Annotated in this window: 16 protein-coding genes and 15 tRNA genes; 28 read left to right on the forward strand and 3 right to left on the reverse strand. The window is 36.5% G+C overall.

Features of this window, described 5'->3' with window-relative positions; genetic code table 11:
- The first annotated feature begins 6 nt into the window (after window positions 1-6).
- The 28 genes from CQ046_RS19370 (at window position 7) to CQ046_RS19500 (ending at window position 14,846) form a co-directional block, all read left to right on the forward strand.
- Window positions 7-1,140, forward strand: coding sequence for an AAA family ATPase (locus CQ046_RS19370; protein WP_105703858.1), 1,134 nt, complete (start codon window positions 7-9; stop codon window positions 1,138-1,140).
- Window positions 1,113-1,856: a hypothetical protein gene (locus CQ046_RS19375; RefSeq protein ID WP_105703859.1), complete on the forward strand. Its 744-nt coding sequence runs from the start codon at window positions 1,113-1,115 to the stop codon at window positions 1,854-1,856. The genes CQ046_RS19370 and CQ046_RS19375 overlap by 28 nt, the downstream gene beginning before the upstream one ends.
- A complete protein-coding gene (locus CQ046_RS19380) occupies window positions 1,847-4,225 on the forward strand; it encodes a hypothetical protein (protein ID WP_105703860.1) in 2,379 nt (792 codons plus the stop codon). The genes CQ046_RS19375 and CQ046_RS19380 overlap by 10 nt, the downstream gene beginning before the upstream one ends.
- A complete protein-coding gene (locus CQ046_RS19385) occupies window positions 4,215-5,912 on the forward strand; it encodes a hypothetical protein (RefSeq protein WP_105703861.1) in 1,698 nt (565 codons plus the stop codon). The genes CQ046_RS19380 and CQ046_RS19385 overlap by 11 nt, the downstream gene beginning before the upstream one ends.
- Window positions 5,905-6,927: a hypothetical protein gene (locus tag CQ046_RS19390; RefSeq protein ID WP_105703862.1), complete on the forward strand. Its 1,023-nt coding sequence runs from the start codon at window positions 5,905-5,907 to the stop codon at window positions 6,925-6,927. The genes CQ046_RS19385 and CQ046_RS19390 overlap by 8 nt, the downstream gene beginning before the upstream one ends.
- A 225-nt stretch (window positions 6,928-7,152) precedes the next feature.
- Window positions 7,153-7,281 carry a penicillin-binding protein gene (locus CQ046_RS19395; protein ID WP_164976820.1) on the forward strand — a complete coding sequence of 43 codons (129 nt, stop codon included), beginning with the start codon at window positions 7,153-7,155 and terminating at the stop codon, window positions 7,279-7,281.
- 575 nt (window positions 7,282-7,856) lie between these two features.
- A tRNA-His gene (locus tag CQ046_RS19405) sits at window positions 7,857-7,924 on the forward strand.
- Between the two features lie 8 nt (window positions 7,925-7,932).
- Window positions 7,933-8,006 (forward strand) — tRNA-Arg (locus CQ046_RS19410).
- A gap of 75 nt (window positions 8,007-8,081) precedes the next feature.
- Window positions 8,082-8,155 (forward strand) — tRNA-Lys (locus CQ046_RS19415).
- Between the two features lie 7 nt (window positions 8,156-8,162).
- Window positions 8,163-8,236 (forward strand) — tRNA-Arg (locus CQ046_RS19420).
- Window positions 8,237-8,304: 68 nt separating this feature from the next.
- Window positions 8,305-8,376 (forward strand) — tRNA-Pro (locus CQ046_RS23695).
- A gap of 6 nt (window positions 8,377-8,382) precedes the next feature.
- A tRNA-Glu gene (locus CQ046_RS19425) sits at window positions 8,383-8,457 on the forward strand.
- A 2-nt stretch (window positions 8,458-8,459) separates the two neighbouring features.
- Window positions 8,460-8,533, forward strand: a tRNA-Ile gene (locus tag CQ046_RS19430).
- Between the two features lie 4 nt (window positions 8,534-8,537).
- A tRNA-Asn gene (locus CQ046_RS19435) sits at window positions 8,538-8,609 on the forward strand.
- A gap of 217 nt (window positions 8,610-8,826) precedes the next feature.
- A tRNA-Cys gene (locus tag CQ046_RS23700) sits at window positions 8,827-8,908 on the forward strand.
- Between the two features lie 197 nt (window positions 8,909-9,105).
- A tRNA-Tyr gene (locus CQ046_RS19440) sits at window positions 9,106-9,192 on the forward strand.
- 77 nt (window positions 9,193-9,269) lie between these two features.
- Window positions 9,270-9,341, forward strand: a tRNA-Glu gene (locus CQ046_RS19445).
- Between the two features lie 372 nt (window positions 9,342-9,713).
- Window positions 9,714-9,789 (forward strand) — tRNA-Leu (locus CQ046_RS19450).
- A 94-nt stretch (window positions 9,790-9,883) separates the two neighbouring features.
- A tRNA-Phe gene (locus CQ046_RS19455) sits at window positions 9,884-9,956 on the forward strand.
- Window positions 9,957-10,057: 101 nt separating this feature from the next.
- A tRNA-Gln gene (locus CQ046_RS19460) sits at window positions 10,058-10,129 on the forward strand.
- An 8-nt stretch (window positions 10,130-10,137) separates the two neighbouring features.
- Window positions 10,138-10,208 (forward strand) — tRNA-Trp (locus CQ046_RS19465).
- A gap of 97 nt (window positions 10,209-10,305) precedes the next feature.
- Window positions 10,306-10,791 carry a ribonuclease H-like YkuK family protein gene (locus CQ046_RS19470; protein ID WP_105703864.1) on the forward strand — a complete coding sequence of 162 codons (486 nt, stop codon included), beginning with the start codon at window positions 10,306-10,308 and terminating at the stop codon, window positions 10,789-10,791.
- Between the two features lie 49 nt (window positions 10,792-10,840).
- Window positions 10,841-11,212, forward strand: a complete 372-nt coding sequence (locus CQ046_RS19475) for a cyclic-phosphate processing receiver domain-containing protein (protein WP_105703865.1) — start codon at window positions 10,841-10,843, stop codon at window positions 11,210-11,212.
- Window positions 11,212-11,775: a DinB family protein gene (locus CQ046_RS19480; protein WP_105703866.1), complete on the forward strand. Its 564-nt coding sequence runs from the start codon at window positions 11,212-11,214 to the stop codon at window positions 11,773-11,775. The genes CQ046_RS19475 and CQ046_RS19480 overlap by 1 nt, the downstream gene beginning before the upstream one ends.
- A 6-nt stretch (window positions 11,776-11,781) precedes the next feature.
- Complete coding sequence (locus CQ046_RS19485) at window positions 11,782-12,798, forward strand: RNA ligase, Rnl2 family (protein ID WP_105703867.1); 1,017 nt, start codon at window positions 11,782-11,784, stop codon at window positions 12,796-12,798.
- A gap of 194 nt (window positions 12,799-12,992) precedes the next feature.
- Window positions 12,993-13,556: a metallophosphoesterase family protein gene (locus tag CQ046_RS19490; RefSeq protein ID WP_105703875.1), complete on the forward strand. Its 564-nt coding sequence runs from the start codon at window positions 12,993-12,995 to the stop codon at window positions 13,554-13,556.
- 88 nt (window positions 13,557-13,644) lie between these two features.
- Window positions 13,645-14,187, forward strand: a complete 543-nt coding sequence (locus CQ046_RS19495) for a 3'-5' exonuclease (RefSeq protein WP_105703868.1) — start codon at window positions 13,645-13,647, stop codon at window positions 14,185-14,187.
- 107 nt (window positions 14,188-14,294) lie between these two features.
- Window positions 14,295-14,846 carry a 3'-5' exonuclease gene (locus CQ046_RS19500; RefSeq protein WP_105703869.1) on the forward strand — a complete coding sequence of 184 codons (552 nt, stop codon included), beginning with the start codon at window positions 14,295-14,297 and terminating at the stop codon, window positions 14,844-14,846.
- 64 nt (window positions 14,847-14,910) lie between these two features.
- Here CQ046_RS19500 and CQ046_RS19505 read toward each other — a convergent pair whose 3' ends face one another.
- The 3 genes from CQ046_RS19505 to CQ046_RS19515 are packed head-to-tail and all read right to left on the reverse strand — an operon-like array spanning window position 14,911 to window position 16,564.
- Window positions 14,911-15,798: an alpha/beta fold hydrolase gene (locus CQ046_RS19505; RefSeq protein ID WP_105703870.1), complete on the reverse strand. Its 888-nt coding sequence runs from the start codon at window positions 15,796-15,798 to the stop codon at window positions 14,911-14,913.
- Window positions 15,795-16,139, reverse strand: coding sequence for a GIY-YIG nuclease family protein (locus CQ046_RS19510; RefSeq protein ID WP_105703871.1), 345 nt, complete (start codon window positions 16,137-16,139; stop codon window positions 15,795-15,797). The genes CQ046_RS19505 and CQ046_RS19510 overlap by 4 nt, the downstream gene beginning before the upstream one ends.
- Window positions 16,139-16,564 (reverse strand): MarR family winged helix-turn-helix transcriptional regulator, encoded by a 426-nt coding sequence (locus CQ046_RS19515; protein ID WP_105703872.1) that lies wholly within the window; start codon window positions 16,562-16,564, stop codon window positions 16,139-16,141. The genes CQ046_RS19510 and CQ046_RS19515 overlap by 1 nt, the downstream gene beginning before the upstream one ends.
- Window positions 16,565-16,912: the final 348 nt, after the last annotated feature.

A 16,912-nucleotide genomic window follows, 5' to 3' on the forward strand; every position in this document is an offset into this window, starting at 1 on the left:
AAATCAATGAACCAGAATATAAATCAGCTTAATACAGTTCTTAACTACGTAAAAGACACTTTTGTAGGTAAAAATGATGTCGTAGATCTGTTGGGAATATGCCTTTTGGCGAGAGAAAATGCCTTTTTATACGGACCTCCGGGTACTGCAAAATCGGCGATTGTTAGAACGCTGGCAAAAACAGTGAAAGATGGCAAAAATTTTGAATATCTGCTCACCCGTTTTACAGAACCCAACGAGATTTTCGGACCTTTTGATATCAGAAAACTGAAAGAAGGCGAACTTTTGACCAATACAGAGGGAATGATGCCCGAAGCTTCCATGGTTTTTCTTGATGAGATTTTCAATGCCAATTCAGCTATTCTGAATTCCCTTTTAATGGCACTCAATGAGAAGATTTTTAAAAGAGGAAAAGAAACAAAACACTTACCTGCGCTGATGTTTGTAGGTGCAAGTAACGTTCTTCCGGAAGATGAAGCACTGAACGCGTTATTTGACCGTTTTTTGGTGAGAATTAATGTAGACTACGTCAATCCCGAACTCTTGCAACAGGTACTTTTAGCTGGAAGAAAACTGGAAAACGAAGAAGAAACAGAAATTCCGGAAATTCATGCTGATGAAATCAGACAATTACAGAATCTCTGTAAAACAGTAGATCTTAAACCGATTTATGAAGTCTATCTGAATACCATTATGAGCCTTCGAAATACAGGAATTGCCATTTCAGACCGTAGAGCGGTAAAACTTCAAAACCTGATTGCGGCAAGCGCACTGATTTGCGGAAGAAAAGAAGCTGTACTTTCTGATCTGTGGGTTTTGAAACATATCTGGGATACAGAAGAACAAATTGAAATTCTGGAAGGAATTATCAACAGAACAATTGAGAAAGATGATCACCCGGATTCCCATCCTCAAGCTATGCAGAACAAAACTCCTAATCCCGAAGAGGTCATGAAAGACGTAAAAATTCTTGTGGAAAAATGGAATGGTGGGACATTGAGTTTCGAAGAACAAAATGTAATAAAAGATAAACTGAGATATCTGCAGACCCGTTGCGACTGGATCAGAAATCCGGAGCAAAAGCAATATATCCAGCAAGAAATTGAAAGCTTATGGCAGAAGATTCTTCAAAGCGTTTAAAAGAATTCTGGGCGGAAATTCCCCGTGCTGATGAAGATTTTCTGGGCTCAGTCAGAGACTGGAAAAATGTTCAGATTGCCCTAGATGATGACACGATCTGGCTGAAAGGTTTTACCGAAGAACAAGCAGCCGCTTCAGAAATACAGCAACTGCCGGATTTTATTTTATACGAACTTCGTGATGGCCTTTTATTCAGGAAAGAAGCTTTGGTTCCGAGCAAAAAAATGAGAACAGCATTGCTTTGGATACCTATAGACAAAGCGCTGCAGCTTAGTCTTCCGCCTTCGAACCAAAACTATTTTGGAATTCACGAACAGGTTCAGATACAACTGAAAGAAAGTAATGAAGAACAGCCGGTAATCGCTTTACTCAGCAATATTGCTGATATTAAGGAAACTATCGTAGCATTGCCCAAATTTAAACTTGAAAAAATAAAATGGACTTTACTGGGAGATAAAGCACTGTTTATAGGAGTTCCGCTTCTAAGCTTTCCCGGGAAAACCTATTGGACGAAAGACAGACATCTATTGCCTGCCGGTCTGGATTTTGAATTTAAAAATGTAAGTACGCTGTTGCAGCAGAAATATAATAAAGAACCGGAAGACTTACTGTTATGGGACGAAAAAGGAAACAGCCTTTTAATTAAAGAGACCGATTTCCGCCCGTTGTCCGTAAGCTCATTCCGTCTTACCGAAAAATCAAGAGAATGGAATTAAAGGCTTATTTCCAGTCCTACGAAAATTACTTTTGGGAATGGAAAACAGATGAAGATGTTCCCGGAGATTGCGGGTATCATGACAACAATCTTCTCTCCGTTCCGGAGGTGGGAGCCATTGCTTACAGGCCTTATGTAATGGAAATTCTGAACCAGCTTCAACCCGTGGGATGGCCTCCTTTCGGGGCATTGCTTATGGTTTTATATGCCATGCAGGACGGCTATACAGATTTTGCCGGCCCGTTGAGACGTACAGCTGAGTTTTACAGTGGAGAAGATTTTGAATTCCGTGTGGAAAAGCAAATTGAATTCCTTGAAAAAATAAAATCACTTCCCAAAGTTTATAAACAGAAACAGACCAGAATTGTTCTGTTGCAAACTCTTTTTGGAGACGGTCATAACAGATTATCTCCCAGTCTTTCTGATGGTTTCTTAAGATTCTACTATAAAAGACCACAGGAACTTGCAGTCAGCGCAGAAAAATACGACGATGGTTCAACAGCTTTAAACAAAGATTTGAGCGCTTTGAATCTTAATGAAAAGTTTCCCACTGTACAATCCATCATTGATGCGATGAAGGGTTTGATTCATGAACCTGAATTGGAAGATGAGGTAGTAGAAGAAGAAACTACAGCAGAGACCAGTAAAGATTTTATCAAAGAATTAATTGAAGAACCAAAGACTTTTCAGATAGGAAGCCTGATCAAGAGAATCTGGAGCGGACTGAAAATCCCTATGCGTCATCTTTCTCCCGGTGAACAACCCATTGGAGGAATTTCCGATATGACCAACAAAGGCGATTTCCACAGAATGCTTCTCTCCGAATTTGCCAATGAAGATGACATCTTTATGAATCGTGTAGCCAATAATGAGGCACTTTACATCCAAAGAGAAATTCCACCTGAAGAAAATATTTTTGAAAGAATTATCCTGATTGATACTTCCCTTAGAAACTGGGGAACTCCAAAAGTATTAGCCTATGCCTCGGCAATTGCCGTTATCAAACATCCGAAAGCTCATTCCGAATGTAAAGTCGTTGCACTAGGACAGGCAGCAATTCCGATTGAGCTTAACAAAGTGGAAGAAGTAGTGGAAAACCTTAATCAGGTTAGTCCTGTTCTGGAAGTTTCGGAAGCGCTGGAGAAGTTTTTTAATGAACATCATTCAGAAAAAGATATTGAAGTGTTCTTCATTACCCATCAGGATAATATGGAGGATGAAAAAATTCAGCGGGTTGTACATCAGAACAGAGATCAATTGAAATTTTTGGTGACAACGTCTTCGGATGGAGAAATCAATTTTTATAAACATAACAAAGGAGCAAGGAAACATATTCAGAAAATAAAACTTCCGTTGCAGGAGTTGTGGGCTAACCCACCGCAGCAAAAACAATCTACTCATAATTTCAATGGAAAGAAAACAGATCTCCCACAAAACTATCCGATTTTATTTCCAACACCTGTTAATAAGATTGCTAAGTTTTTATATGAAGGAGAATTTTTCATTCTGAGTTCAAAAAAACAATTGCTGAAGACTTATCTTTCTGATAATTATTACGACAGACATTCCTACGATTATTATAAAACCCATCATGGCTGTGAAGTTTTGTTTGATAAAATTTCCATAAAACCGAAAGGAAAATTTGCTCTTACAAAAAACAGACAGCAGCATTTTATTCTGTGTCAGTATCAGCCTGATCAGAAATTAATTTCAAAGCTTAATCTTAATACCGGAGAATATTCTGAGCAGAATCTTACAGGGATGTATATTCCGGAATCTTATAGACTGATTTATTTCGGGCGAAATTTTTATCTGCATCATCCGGACAATGAAACGCATTACAAAATCAATATGGATGGGAATATTTCTGTAGAGCCAATTACCGGAAAAGATAAAGAATTTGAAAAAAATAATATAAAAGCTGAAGCCGAAGTTGCCAAGCTGAAAGGAAGCGGATTAAAAGTGATCAATAATTTCAATAAAATCGGAATCAATCAATATGAAAATCTGGTAGTTTCCGGAAACGAATTATTCAGTGCTTCTGAAAATACGCTGAATTTTTCCAAGAACAAATATGATATCAGACTTTTCGCAGAGCAGAATAAAAATAAATTTACATTCCCCGATGGAAGTGAAATTATAACCGATTCGCGAGGAATGCTGACTTTCCGAAGCAGTAACAAGAGCATTGAAGAATTCTTTATTCCCTCCACATTGGGCGGTTTTCTCTCGTTGGCTACCTACACGGAATTTGGTGGGTCAGAATATTATCTTCCGGAACATGCATTGTTGAAAGTAAGAACAATGGATGATATGTGTGATAGGTTTTTAAAACCATTTATAGAACAGATTTTGGAGTATGGAGCTTAGAATAAAACCTTTCCCGAAAAATAACTATCCCAAAAAAGGACTTTTAATCAAAGGTTCCTCACCTGTGATATGGCTTCAGGAAATGGAAATGCTTGGGATTAATTTAAGTCAGGTGAGATCTTACGCTATTCCGGCAAATAGTCCTAATGTGCTGTATGGATGTTTTCTTATTTTTAATGATCATGCCCCACTGGAAATAGGCAGAAACGCTTATTTTCAAAGTGTGGATGACAGGTTTTTTATCCCTGAGAATACAACTTTTTATCCCAAAATAAATCAGGAAGACTGGGCACAGCTTGATTCCCGTTTTCTGATTATGCATCCAGAATTCGGATTGGTAAAACTGTCTGAAGAAATTGACTGGATTTCATTAATTCAACATCCTGGAAAGATAAATGAAAGTATCAGAAAACCTCTGAATGGCGTTTCAATTCCTCAGAAAATAGAAAGCTATACGGTGGAAATGGATGATGAAAAAGTAATGGAAGCATTACAGCCAAAACAAACCGAAGAAGAATGGATGAACAACCTGCCGTTTGACCTTAAAAAAGTAATGGCCGGGAATAAAAAAGAAATAGAAAAATATTTAAAATACATTGAAAAATACCCTGAACGAGCCGTAGAATTAGGCGTTTCTTTGGATGTTATGGGAACTTCCAGAGGAGATGGTTTTGGAAAGTTTATCTGGCTGGAAGGATTGTTTGGCGGAGGTTCTGCAGGTAAAACAGAAAGTGCAGGAACAAAGAATTTCCGCAGAGTATTCTGGGCGCTCATTATTGCAGCTATTGTACTAAGGATTGCATTGCCTTCAGATAAAAATAATTTGGAACAGGAAAAAATAGGCTCTTCTTCAGGAAAAATTGAAAGTAATGCAGTAAAGGCACCTTCGGACATGATTGCTTTCCAGTCCGGAACTTCGGAAATTGATCTTAAGATAGATTCAATGTATCACCAGCAGAGAAAAGGATTATCCAAAGAACTTATTAACGCAGGAATCATAGAATCTAAAACAGACAAAGACAAAGAAAATTATAAAAAAGCAGGTGGAAGAGATGTCAGCGAAATAGGGCGTGATATCGGGAAGCTTGTTGATAAAGAAAAACAAAGCAGAGATTCTCTTAAAACTATTTATACCCAAAAAATTACAAAACATGTAGAAGAAAAAACCGAAAAGCTGCAACGTAAAATTTCAGATTCTCTAAAACAATATACCAGAGGAAAGCCTGTGAATGGGGATGTCGTAAAATATCTTCTGAAAAAAAGAAAAGCTTTAATGGCAGATTCTTTAGGGAAACTTTATGGGACACTGGATATTGTAGATCCTTCTTCTGCATCCATTGATAAAGCAAAAATAAAAGCGATAGCTCCGGAAGGAAGCCCATTAGAGAAAAAGGCTCCGGTTTCAGATATTATGTACATGGTGATCCTGATGATTGCCGGAGTAGGACTGTACTTATTCCTGTTTAAAAATAAATCGTTAAACCTTGGCGGAGACAATGTTCCGGTCTGGATAAAGTTGATTTTAATTGCGATCCTTGTGGCTATGCTGGTGTACTTATTTTATCCGCTGGTCAAAATGTTTGGGTACAACTGGTTTGTATGGGTGCTTGTCATTTGTGTGATGTTACTCCTTTATCGTCTGTTTAGAGAAGATAAAACCATTTTAAACTCTGATGATGATGAATAGACAGAAATTTATAGACAAATTTATAGCAGCATTTGTGCTGTTGGCCATGTTTAAGGTTGTTGGAATTGTAGCCCAGCTGTTCCATGAAAGTTTCTGGAGTGTGATCGGGACTTTAATCATTTTCCTGATTGTAGCTTTTATCATTCTTTTGGTGATCACTTCTTTGAAAGATAAAGAACAAAACAACAGAAACTCAACAGGAAGAAAAGGCAGCGGAAGCAGTAGTTTTTATCTGGAAAATTCACTTTTTGACAGAATCAGAAGCAAATACGAAGAACTTGCCGAAAAATATATTTCCGAAAATGACTATAAAAAAGCAGCCAGAGTATACATGAATCTTTTGCAGGACAATTACAGAGGAGCAAAAACGCTGGAAAATGGTGGATTCTATAATGAAGCAGCCGTAGTATATCTTAAAAAACTGAATAATAAATCCGATGCCGCCGTCTGCTACGAAAAAGCAAAACAGTTCAAAAAAGCCATTGACCTTTATAAAGAAATGGAGCAGAAAGAAAAAGTAGGAGATCTCTATAAAGAAATCAACGATCTTAGAAACGCCCATTCCTATTATCAGATGGTTGCAGATGATTATGTAGGCAACAGCCAGATGGTAAAAGCTTCCTTGGTTTATCGTAAGAAGATGGAAAAAACAGAAGATGCTCAAAAAATACTGTTGAAAGGATGGGAAGAAGATAAAGACGCCTTCAACTGTTTGAATAGCTATTTTGCCAATATTTTTGATGTTAAAAAATTAGAATCTGAAATTCTTAATTTATATGAAAACACGCCGGCCTACAAAAAGATCACCTATCTGGAAGCCATGAAACATGAATTCAAGAAAGATCCGAAGTTACAGGCTGCAACCAGAAATATAGCCTACGAAATCATTGCGGAAAAAGTAAATACCCGTTCAGAGATTGTCAATGAACTGAAATTTTTTAATCCCCATGATGATGTGATTCTGAAAGATATTTCAAGATTCAAAACAGGAAGAAACAAAATGTTTAGAAATTAAAACAGGAAAGTGATGAGCTTGTATTAGGAAATATATAACATCATCTTCATCTAATCAATGTTAATTGATTCCTCTTAGCTCCCTAAAAATAAGATACTCCTGAAATTAAAACTTTGCGTTTAAAAAAGCATTATACATAAGTATCAGAAACATCCTTTTTATTACCCTTCCTTGTGGAAATAATAAAATAAAACCAAAAAAGATTTATCTTTGCACCAGAAAATTATGACAATACAAAGAGCACATATCAATGCGGAACTATTCGAAAGTCCTTCTAATAAAGGGTTATTCGGGCGTGATGAGGTGATATGGAATGAGGCGAAATGTGCTGACTTTGGAAATTATTTACTATAAACTTGTAAAAAATTAATCAAAATACAACAGAAACGCCTCGGAAAACCGAGGCGTTTTTTGTTTTTTAGGTCAGAAATTATTTAGAATGAAAAAAAATAACCATAAACATGAAAATTTTTTAATCAACAATGAAACTTTAATACGATAAAATAGAGTGATAAGCAACCCGGTGAGAGACAGTCATTTAGGTAATTAAGATATCTGCAAAATATTGCGGACAGAAATTCTCTATTCTAAATTTAAATTGTAATTAATTGATTATCAATGTTTTAATTTGAAAATTTATTTGCAGGTTAAAAAAAATCATATTTACTTTGCAACCGAAAATTGAAAGCAACAGGTTTTCAGGATTCAATTAAAAATAATTTAGAAACAAACAAAAATAAAATGAAACAGTTACACAACATATTCAATCGATATTCAAGACTATTCGGACAGGAACCGACAGGTGTTGCGTGTATTCTTGAAAGTGGAATTGTGGATAAAAGGTGCTTATATACGTGGGTCAGCTAATGATCTCTTACGTTTAAATATATGAAGCGCCTCCCAAAAAGAGGCGCTTTTTTTATGGTTTCTTTAGCTTATTTGGTAAAGCGCCGGTCTGTGGAGCCGGAGAACAGGGTTCGATCCCCGGAGATACCCAAAATATAAAATCTCATGGCTCAACTGGATGGAGCGTCGGTTTACGACACCGGAGGTTGAAGGTTCGAGTCCTTCTGAGATTACAAAGAATGTGAATTGTGAAATTTAAAATTGACAGGTAAAACGAATTGATTATTCACGATTCACAAAACCAAAACAATCTCATAGCTCAAATGGTTAGAGCACCGGTCTTTTAAACCGGGGGTTGAAAGTTCAAATCTTTCTGGGGTTACAAAAACGGTTCCGTAACTCAACTGGATAGAGTATGGGTTTTCTAAACCCAAAGTTAGAGGTTCGAATCCTCTCGGAATCACAAAAAGGTTCATGGAAAATTTCCCATCCGGCTGTCTCCCGGAAAAGAAACAGAAGTGAACCCTAAAGCTGGAAAGATAACGGTGGTTGTTTACCCGTCTTGGACGCGGGAGGTCGCAAGTTCGAATCTTGCTTTCCAGACAATTTATTCCATTAGCATAGTGGTGAGTGCATTCGGCTTTCTACCGAACGACAAGGGTTCGATCCCCTTATGGAATACCAATGATTTCGTAGCTCAAGTGGTTAGAGTGTCGGTCTGATACACCGAAGGTTGAAGGTTCGAGTCCTTCCGGAATTACAATGATTTTGTAGCTCAATGGCAGAGCACCGGTTTGTTAAACCGGAAGTTGAAAGTTCGAGTCTTTCCAAAATCGCAGGTAACTAATTGTTAATTGTTTCAGGAGAAAAAGTAAAAGTTTGTCGAGAGCAGAAGATCTTTACGCCAAACACGAGGAATACAGACAGGCTTTTCTTCTCTCCGGATTCATTAGAAATTAATTGTGATCATTTATAAATTTTTAGGTAAAAATAAAGTTTGTCAAGCGCAGAAGTTCTTCAAACAAATGGAGACAGACTTTATTTTTTTAATCTGATGGTTCGCCGAAGTGGAAGAGTCGGGGCGGTCTGCAAAACCGTTGTGTCAACTGAGTGGGTTTGAATCCCATAGCCATCTCAATGTAAAAACTATAGGAGATATAAGAACCTTTTATCAATGATCTTTTATCATCTATAACAAAGAATATCCTTTATTAATAAAAGAAAAAGGCTGTCGAGCGCAGAAGATCTTTAGTTAAACATTCAATATAAAGACAAACCTTTTCTTTTTTTGAAAGGAAAAAATGAGGAATTACTAATTGCTCATAAAAATCCGGAAGTACGCCGAAGTTGGAGAGTCGGGGCAGACTGTAAATCTGTTGCTTCATTGCTGAGTAGGTTCGAATCCTACTACTTCCACCAACCACTGATAATGTAACGGCAGCATGCAGGAAATGTACTCTTGTTGTTTAGGTTCGATTCCTGGTCAGTGGCTCAATGCTCTATTCGTCTAACGGTGAGGACGCCTGCCTTTCGAGCAGAAAACAAGGGTTCGATTCCCTTATAGAGTACTGGATGTGAATAGCTGGTCAATCTTAAATTGATATTAATACCATGAAAGTTCAGATTTTTTTTAAAAATTGGCCAGTTACCATTCACACAAAAAAAGAAGAAAAGAGAAAAAAGGACTGTCGAGAGCAGAAGATCTTTAATCAATAAAAACAGACAGCCTTTTACTTTTTTAATACAATACAATTAGGAAATGAGAAAGGTTTGTCAAGCGCAGAAGATCTTTACAAACACTAACAGGCATAGTTTATCAACAGACGAAGCTTTCTCAAACCTATAAACAATATGATGAGTAATAAGCAATGAGCAATAAGTAATAACCATAAATTTTCATATTACTTATTACCGATTACTCATTACTCATAAAAAAACCTGCGGAAATGGTGGAATGGTAGACACTCTTGATTTAGGATCAAGCTTTTGGGGGTTCGAATCCCTCTTTCCGTACCAAAAATATAAGTAATAAATAATGAGCAATGAGTAATAATGCTAGTCATAGATTTTTATATTACTTATTACCAATTACTCATTACTTATAAAATCCGGAAGAGTGGTGTAGAAGGTCTGCGTGTTAGTCTGAAAAACTGAAGGTACAGGTTCAATTCCTGTCTGTTCCACAAAAGTATGAATGATAAGTAATGAGCAATGAGCAATCATTGATACCTGACTAATTTTTAACATTACTCATTACCAATTACTTATTGCTCATGAATTAATCTGATTCATAGTGTAATTGGCAGCACACAAGATTTTGATTCTTGGAGTTTAGGTTCGAGTCCTAATGAGTCAACAGCATTTACTCTGATAGTGTAATGGCAGCATCTCAGTCTCCAAAACTGATGGTATCGGTTCGAGTCCGGTTTGGAGTGCAAAAAATAGAAATTATAAACTAGAAGTAGAAATGATAACTGCTAGTGATCATTTATCAATTATCAACAATCATTTATGAATTAAAACATGTAGAAAATGGAAACGCAACAACAAACATGGCAGAATATGAATGGGAAAATTTTCCAACACTCTATCACACAGCTGGTAGAAGAAGCCATCATTCGCGAACAGGCCAACGGACACCGTCTGAAAGTATGTGTGGGATCAGACTCCCATGTATACGGAGATGCCATCAGCTATGCTACGGCAGTAGTATTTATTCGTGAGGGAAAAGGGGCGTTTACCTTTATCAGAAAAGAAAGAGAAATACAGAGTATCAGTATCAAGGAGCGAATGCTGAATGAAGTCAACAAATCTGTTGAAATTGCATACGCAATCTGCTCTGTGTTGGACACTTATGGGGTGGAAATGGAGGTACACGCAGACATTAATACCGACCCGGATTTTAAATCTAACGTAGCATTAAAAGATGCCATGGGATATATTCTGGGAATGGGATATGTATTCAAAGCTAAACCTTATGCTTTCGCAAGTTCCAACTGTGCTGATATGATGGTGTAATAAAGCTGGAAGAGGGATGTAAGAAGGATTGAAGTTTAAAAAATAAATCATGGAAAAAACAAAAAGATTATTATTTCTGGATGATATAAGATATCCGATAGACGCCTATCATTATACCAAACAGGATATTTTCCTCAGAGATGATTGGCATATCGTTCGTAATTACGAGAAGTTTGTCAACAGGATTTTGGAAAAAGGACTTCCGGAAATGATTTCTTTTGACCATGATCTTGCAGACGAGCATTATTTGGATCAGAATTCTCAGGAATTTGTTGAAAAAACAGGATACGACTGTGCGAAATGGCTGATAGAATATTGCATGGACAACTATCTGGATCTTCCGAAATTCTATAGCCACTCTATGAATCCGGTAGGAAAGGAAAATATCTTAAGCTTGCTTCAAAATTTTAAAAAATTGTAATGGACATTTTTAGATTTATCCAAGATATAAAAACACATCTGAAACTCACATTTGACGAAGTGGACAGATGGTTTGAAACAGATAGTAAAATGTTGAATCATCAGCCTTCAAACGGAGGCTGGACGATTAAGCAGATCTTAGAGCATATTTATCTTACGAATTTTTACTTGTTGATCCTTATTGAAAAAGGTACTAAAAAATCAATGAAAAATTCTTTGAATCTTGACCTTGAATCTGAAATGGAAAATTACAGTTTCAACAAGGAAAACTTTGATAGGGTAGGTGAACATGGCGCTTTTGAATGGATAAGACCGGAGCATATGGAGCCGAAAGGAGAATTAAATCTGGATGAAATCAGAAGCTTCATTACTCAGCAATATCTTCAGTGTTTACAATATCTGGAACTCATGAAGAATGGTGAAGGACTCTTGTATAAAACGACAATGACGGTGAATGCACTGGGGAAAATCAATGTATACGAATATATTTATTTTCTTTCACTTCATGCCCAAAGGCATATTACCCAGATGGAAAAAAATGAATCAGAAACGATTAAAAACTAAAACAAAATGATTTTCAAAACATATAACGCTATAGAAAATGCTTACCAGGCCCGCGTGATCGAACAGATCAGAATGCAGGGTTTTGGGGATGAGGTTTTCATTGTACAGGAAAAAGTTCACGGAGCTAATTTCTCTTTCTTTACCGACGGAAAGGAAATTAAAATAGCGAAGAGAACTGCTTTCATCGAAAAAGATGAGAAATTTTTCAATGCCCATCATATTTTGGAACGTTACAGAAAAAATGTAATAGAAGTGTTTCAAAAAGTGAAAACCATCCATCCCGATGTGGAAACTGTAGTCATCTACGGTGAATTGTTCGGAGGTGGTTTCAAACATAAAGATGTAGAACCCGTAAAAGATGCAGTGAAGGTACAGAAAGGTATTGAATATGCACCTTACAACGAATTTTACGCTTTCGATATTAAACTGAATGGAATTACCTATTTGGATACAGAAGTAGTCAATCAGATTTTTGAAGAGACCGGATTTTTCTATGCTAAAATCTTGTTTCAAGGAACTCTGGAAGATGCTTTGAAATTTCCCAATGTTTTCAATTCAAAAATTCCGGCTTGGCTTGGATTACCTGAATTAGAGAACAATATGTGTGAAGGTACCATCGTAAAGACCTTGAAAACAAAATATTTTGGTAACGGTGCCAGAATCATTCTGAAAAATAAGAATGAGAAATGGGTAGAAAAGTCCAAAATGGTTAAAAAGGAAGTTAAAATTGTTCATAAACAGGTGCATTTCAGTGAAAAAGCTCAGGAAATCTGGGAGGAAATCCAAAAATATGTTACAGCCAACAGATTGAATAATGTGGTCAGCAAAATCGGCGAATTCGAACCTAAAATGATAGGTAAGGTAATTGGTCTTTTTTCACAGGATATTTTAGAGGACTTCCAAAAAGACTTCCCGACAATTTTCACAGCTATTGAAAAAGAAGAGCAGAAAAGGATCAATAAAAAGTTGAATTCTTTAGTAATTGATTTTATAAAAGAAGAGTTGATGACTCTTAAAGTATAGTTTCGGTAAATTTTCACCGAAACTTTTTTATGTATAATAAGTAACCATAAAAGTCAGAAAATCGAAAAACACTCCATTTTATTAAAGAGAAATAGAACTAATGAAAGTGTGAAAATTCCCATCCTTTGGAAGGGTGGCGAAAATTCAAAGAATTTTTGACGGGGTGGTTTAATAAAGAAAAAACAATTAAAAAAATGAAACCCAATATATTTTTTACAGCAGACCATCATTTTGGTCATGAGAATATTATAAAGTTTTCAGAGAGACCCTTTGAATCACTGGATCATATGAATGAAGAACTCATTAAAAGATGGAACGAGAAAGTTGAACCCGGTGATACAGTCTACCATTTAGGAGATATGAGTTTAGGAAAACCGGATTTTACAAAAGAGATTTTAGATCGGTTACATGGCAATATCCATCTGATCAAAGGCAATCATGAAGGAGCTGCTTTAACGTATCCCAAACGATTTGCCTCCATCAGAGATTATCACGAACTGAGAATTGATGAACCGGATCAAAACAACGGTAAACAGAAAATCATCCTTTTCCATTACGCCATGCGTACCTGGAATGGTTCACACCGCGGAGTCTGGCAATTATACGGCCATTCACACGGGACGTTGCCGGATGATGAGATGGCACTTAGTTTTGACGTTGGGGTAGACTGCCACAATTTTTATCCGGTTTCCTACGAGGAAGTCAAAGAAATAATGAAAAGGAAAAAATGGACTCCTCCATTTGTTCCCAGAAATTAACCATTAACAATGAAAAAGAAGCTGAAGGGTAGGAGAAGTAGAAACCTAACTAATTTCTAACCTCTGGCTTCTCATTTCTAAAAAAATCATGAAAACAACCAATGAGATCATCATCATCGATCTGGAAGCTACATGTTGGGAAAACGACAGAGTTCCCATCGGGCAGCAGGTCGATATTATAGAAATAGGAATTTGCAAATTAAACATAAAATCAAAAGCAATTTCCCAGAAACAAAGCATTTATGTAATTCCGGAACGATCAGAAATCAACAGATTCTGCACAGAACTGACAGGAATTACTCCACAGCTGATAGAAGAAAAAGGAATCTATTTCGAAGAAGCCTGTGAAATAATCAGAGATCAATACCAATCCGCACCGCTTACCTGGGCAGGATATGGAAACTTTGATGGAGAGCAGATCATAGAACAATGTGACTGGCTCGGTATAACCAATCCTTTTTCAGAAAACTATATGAATGTGATGCATGAATTTAAAAGACATTTCAATTTGCACAAACAAATAGGACTTAAAAGAGCCCTGAGCTACCTGAATATGGATTTTGAAGGCACCCATCACAGCGGAGCAGACGATGCTTATAACACAGCCAGAATTTTAAATGAAATTCTGTAAATAGTAAATAGGCTGAAGACTGATGTCGGAGGGTGGAAGTACATGAGATGCTATCAAAGCTTCCCCATCCCAGATCATCCATGCTTTAACAATTAAATTTTAAACAAGTGAAAACAACAGACAATATATTAATAGTAGACCTCGAAGCAACGTGTTGGGATAACCGGCCGCCAAGAGGTCAGGAAAGTGAGATCATCGAAATCGGGTTGTGCATTATGAATGCAAAAACCGGTAAGATCTCCAAAAATGAAGGTATTTTAGTAAAACCCCAATATTCAAAGGTAAGTCCATTCTGTACGGAGCTTACCACTCTTACCCAAAATATGCTGGATCATGAAGGTATCATGTTGGATGACGCTTTCGATATCCTGAGAGCAGAATATGATTCCGAAGAACTGACATGGGCAAGCTATGGAAATTATGACCTGAACATGCTTCAGGATCAGGCAAGAAGATTCTACACAGATTATCCTATGAGTGATGACCATATCAATGTAAAGACATTATTTGGTGAAATTCATCCTACGATTAGGAAAAGTGTTGGGATGAACAGGGCTTTGGGTGAATTAGGCTTTACCTTGGAAGGCACCCACCACAGAGGAGTGGATGATGCAAAAAACATTGCAAAAATTCTGCATTGGTGCCTGAAAAATTATTAAATAATCTGAAATAATAGCAGATGCATTTAAAACAGAGACTGTCTCAAATAATGAGGCAGTCTTTTTATTTTGCCAAATCTGTAATCTTATTGGAGATAAAATCATAAAGTTCCGCAGGAATAGAATGTCCCATACCTTTAATAATGATCAATTCAGCGCCCGGAATAGCATCAGCAATATCTTTTCCACATTCTAAATGAAAGATCGGATCATCTGTTCCGTGAATAATCAATGCAGGAGCAATTATTTTTTTCAATAGTTCAGGATCGTATTGAAAAGAGGCCATAGCCAAAAGCTGCCGGATGATTCCGTTTTTTGTCTTGGAGCGTATAAGTTCTTGTTCCAGCAATACTGTTTCCAGATTTGGATCAAAAACATATCCCGAACCTGATATTCTTTCCGCAAAACGTATCTTCTCCCTTAAGTATTCTTCTTTATGGAGAACAGGATCTGCAGGCACCCGTGTCATCATCGCCATCACTTCAGGATCTGGTTTGGGAAGAGAAGGATTCAATGAAGTTGACATAATGATTGTCAATGATAAAACCCTTTCAGGATAATAAGAACCTAAAAGCTGAGCAATAATTCCTCCCATGGAGCGCCCTGCAATATGAGCTTGTTTGATATTTAAATGATCAAGAAGTCTAATGACATCATTCGTCATATCCATCAAAGAATAAGGAACTCCTTCTTTACTAAGTGTGGCAAAAATCTCTTCAATACCTTTATCAGAAGGGATTTCTTTTTTTGCATTAAAAACAGAGCTCCCGGAATCTCTGTTATCAAAACGAATCACTCTGAACCCTTTTTCAACCAGAAGCTCACAGAATGCAGCATCCCAACGGATCATCTGACTTCCTAATCCAGGAATTAATACAATATTCTGCTGATGATCTTCTCCGAAAATTTCGTAGCATAGATGAACCTCTTTTGTATGGATAATTTTCGTCATGATGAATAGAATTCCATGTTGCTTTCTGATATGAATGCCTGTTCAGCCTTTCGTATTTCCTGACGATAATTGGTATATTCATTATTCTGATCCGGAACAATTACGGCAAATTCAAAAGTAAAAGTATCACTGCCCAATTCTGTCCATTCCTTTTGTAATTGTGAATGTTCAAATATTCCGCCGTTTAAAAGAAATTTCATCTTATTTACCAGTGCTTCCAGATTTAGAGAAGCCTGAATATATTGTTTCCCGGTTAAAGTATTGGTAAGAGCAAGAACTCCCATCGTTGTTTTGTGGTCTTTTGCTTTTTCCCTGAGCTGTTTCTTTAATTCATTTTTCATTATTGTATATTTCCTCCTAAATCAAATAAAAGTTCGTTGATTATTTTTAAAGACTTACCTTTTTTAGAAGAGAGAATTTCTTTCGTAATATGCTCAGCACTTAGCTTAGCTTCTTCAAATATCTTTTTGCCGCTAGGTGTGATGACCACATAGCTTACACGGGCATCTCTTTCATTGGTTTCTCTTGCCACCAGTCCGATTTTTTCCAATGGGTTTAATAATCGGGTTACTCCCGAAGCTGTAAGACCTATTTTTTCAGCAAGGTCTATTCTTCGCATCCTGTTTTCCGATGAAGAATTGAGGACGTAAAGAATAACAAAGTCATTGAATCCCAGGCCATGAACACTCAGAGAGTCAAACTTTCTGGCGATTACAGATTGCAGCTTATTGATGTTTATTAAAAATAATAATTCAGTACTTATCATTGAAAAGTGTTTGAGTTGTCAATTATTTATGTTTTGCAAATATATAAAATTTAGAGAATTACAATCCTATTTTATTATTTTAAATAAAATTAACGTATCTGTATACTAATCCAATAGTCTTGGGTAGCATTACAATTTCTTAAATTAAGACACCGAATTGTGTGTAAATATTAGAATACAGGGCTTTTATTCACTTTTTTATCAATATATCTTTAAACAGGGAATTGTTTTTATGGTACTAAAGGTATTGATAATGGTTGTTTCATTAACTGAACTCATCTTGACTTTCTTTTTATGAATTTTTTACAAGCAATAACAATAAAAGCTAAATAATTGAATCCGATCCAG

The organism is Chryseobacterium sp. MYb7 (assembly GCF_002979455.1).
Classification (GTDB): Bacteria; Bacteroidota; Bacteroidia; order Flavobacteriales; family Weeksellaceae; genus Chryseobacterium.

What these genes read in the sequence shown, in the direction of transcription:
- CQ046_RS19370 (WP_105703858.1), top strand. Translation starts at nt 7, where the DNA reads ATGAACCAGAATATAAATCAGCTTAATACAGTTCTTAACTACGTAAAA.
- CQ046_RS19375 (WP_105703859.1), top strand. Translation starts at nt 1,113, where the DNA reads ATGGCAGAAGATTCTTCAAAGCGTTTAAAAGAATTCTGGGCGGAAATT.
- CQ046_RS19380 (WP_105703860.1), top strand. Translation starts at nt 1,847, where the DNA reads ATGGAATTAAAGGCTTATTTCCAGTCCTACGAAAATTACTTTTGGGAA.
- CQ046_RS19385 (WP_105703861.1), top strand. Translation starts at nt 4,215, where the DNA reads ATGGAGCTTAGAATAAAACCTTTCCCGAAAAATAACTATCCCAAAAAA.
- CQ046_RS19390 (WP_105703862.1), top strand. Translation starts at nt 5,905, where the DNA reads ATGAATAGACAGAAATTTATAGACAAATTTATAGCAGCATTTGTGCTG.
- CQ046_RS19395 (WP_164976820.1), top strand. Translation starts at nt 7,153, where the DNA reads ATGACAATACAAAGAGCACATATCAATGCGGAACTATTCGAAAGTCCT.
- CQ046_RS19470 (WP_105703864.1), top strand. Translation starts at nt 10,306, where the DNA reads ATGGAAACGCAACAACAAACATGGCAGAATATGAATGGGAAAATTTTC.
- CQ046_RS19475 (WP_105703865.1), top strand. Translation starts at nt 10,841, where the DNA reads ATGGAAAAAACAAAAAGATTATTATTTCTGGATGATATAAGATATCCG.
- CQ046_RS19480 (WP_105703866.1), top strand. Translation starts at nt 11,212, where the DNA reads ATGGACATTTTTAGATTTATCCAAGATATAAAAACACATCTGAAACTC.
- CQ046_RS19485 (WP_105703867.1), top strand. Translation starts at nt 11,782, where the DNA reads ATGATTTTCAAAACATATAACGCTATAGAAAATGCTTACCAGGCCCGC.
- CQ046_RS19490 (WP_105703875.1), top strand. Translation starts at nt 12,993, where the DNA reads ATGAAACCCAATATATTTTTTACAGCAGACCATCATTTTGGTCATGAG.
- CQ046_RS19495 (WP_105703868.1), top strand. Translation starts at nt 13,645, where the DNA reads ATGAAAACAACCAATGAGATCATCATCATCGATCTGGAAGCTACATGT.
- CQ046_RS19505 (WP_105703870.1), bottom strand. Translation starts at nt 15,798, where the DNA reads ATGACGAAAATTATCCATACAAAAGAGGTTCATCTATGCTACGAAATT.
- CQ046_RS19510 (WP_105703871.1), bottom strand. Translation starts at nt 16,139, where the DNA reads ATGAAAAATGAATTAAAGAAACAGCTCAGGGAAAAAGCAAAAGACCAC.
- CQ046_RS19515 (WP_105703872.1), bottom strand. Translation starts at nt 16,564, where the DNA reads ATGATAAGTACTGAATTATTATTTTTAATAAACATCAATAAGCTGCAA.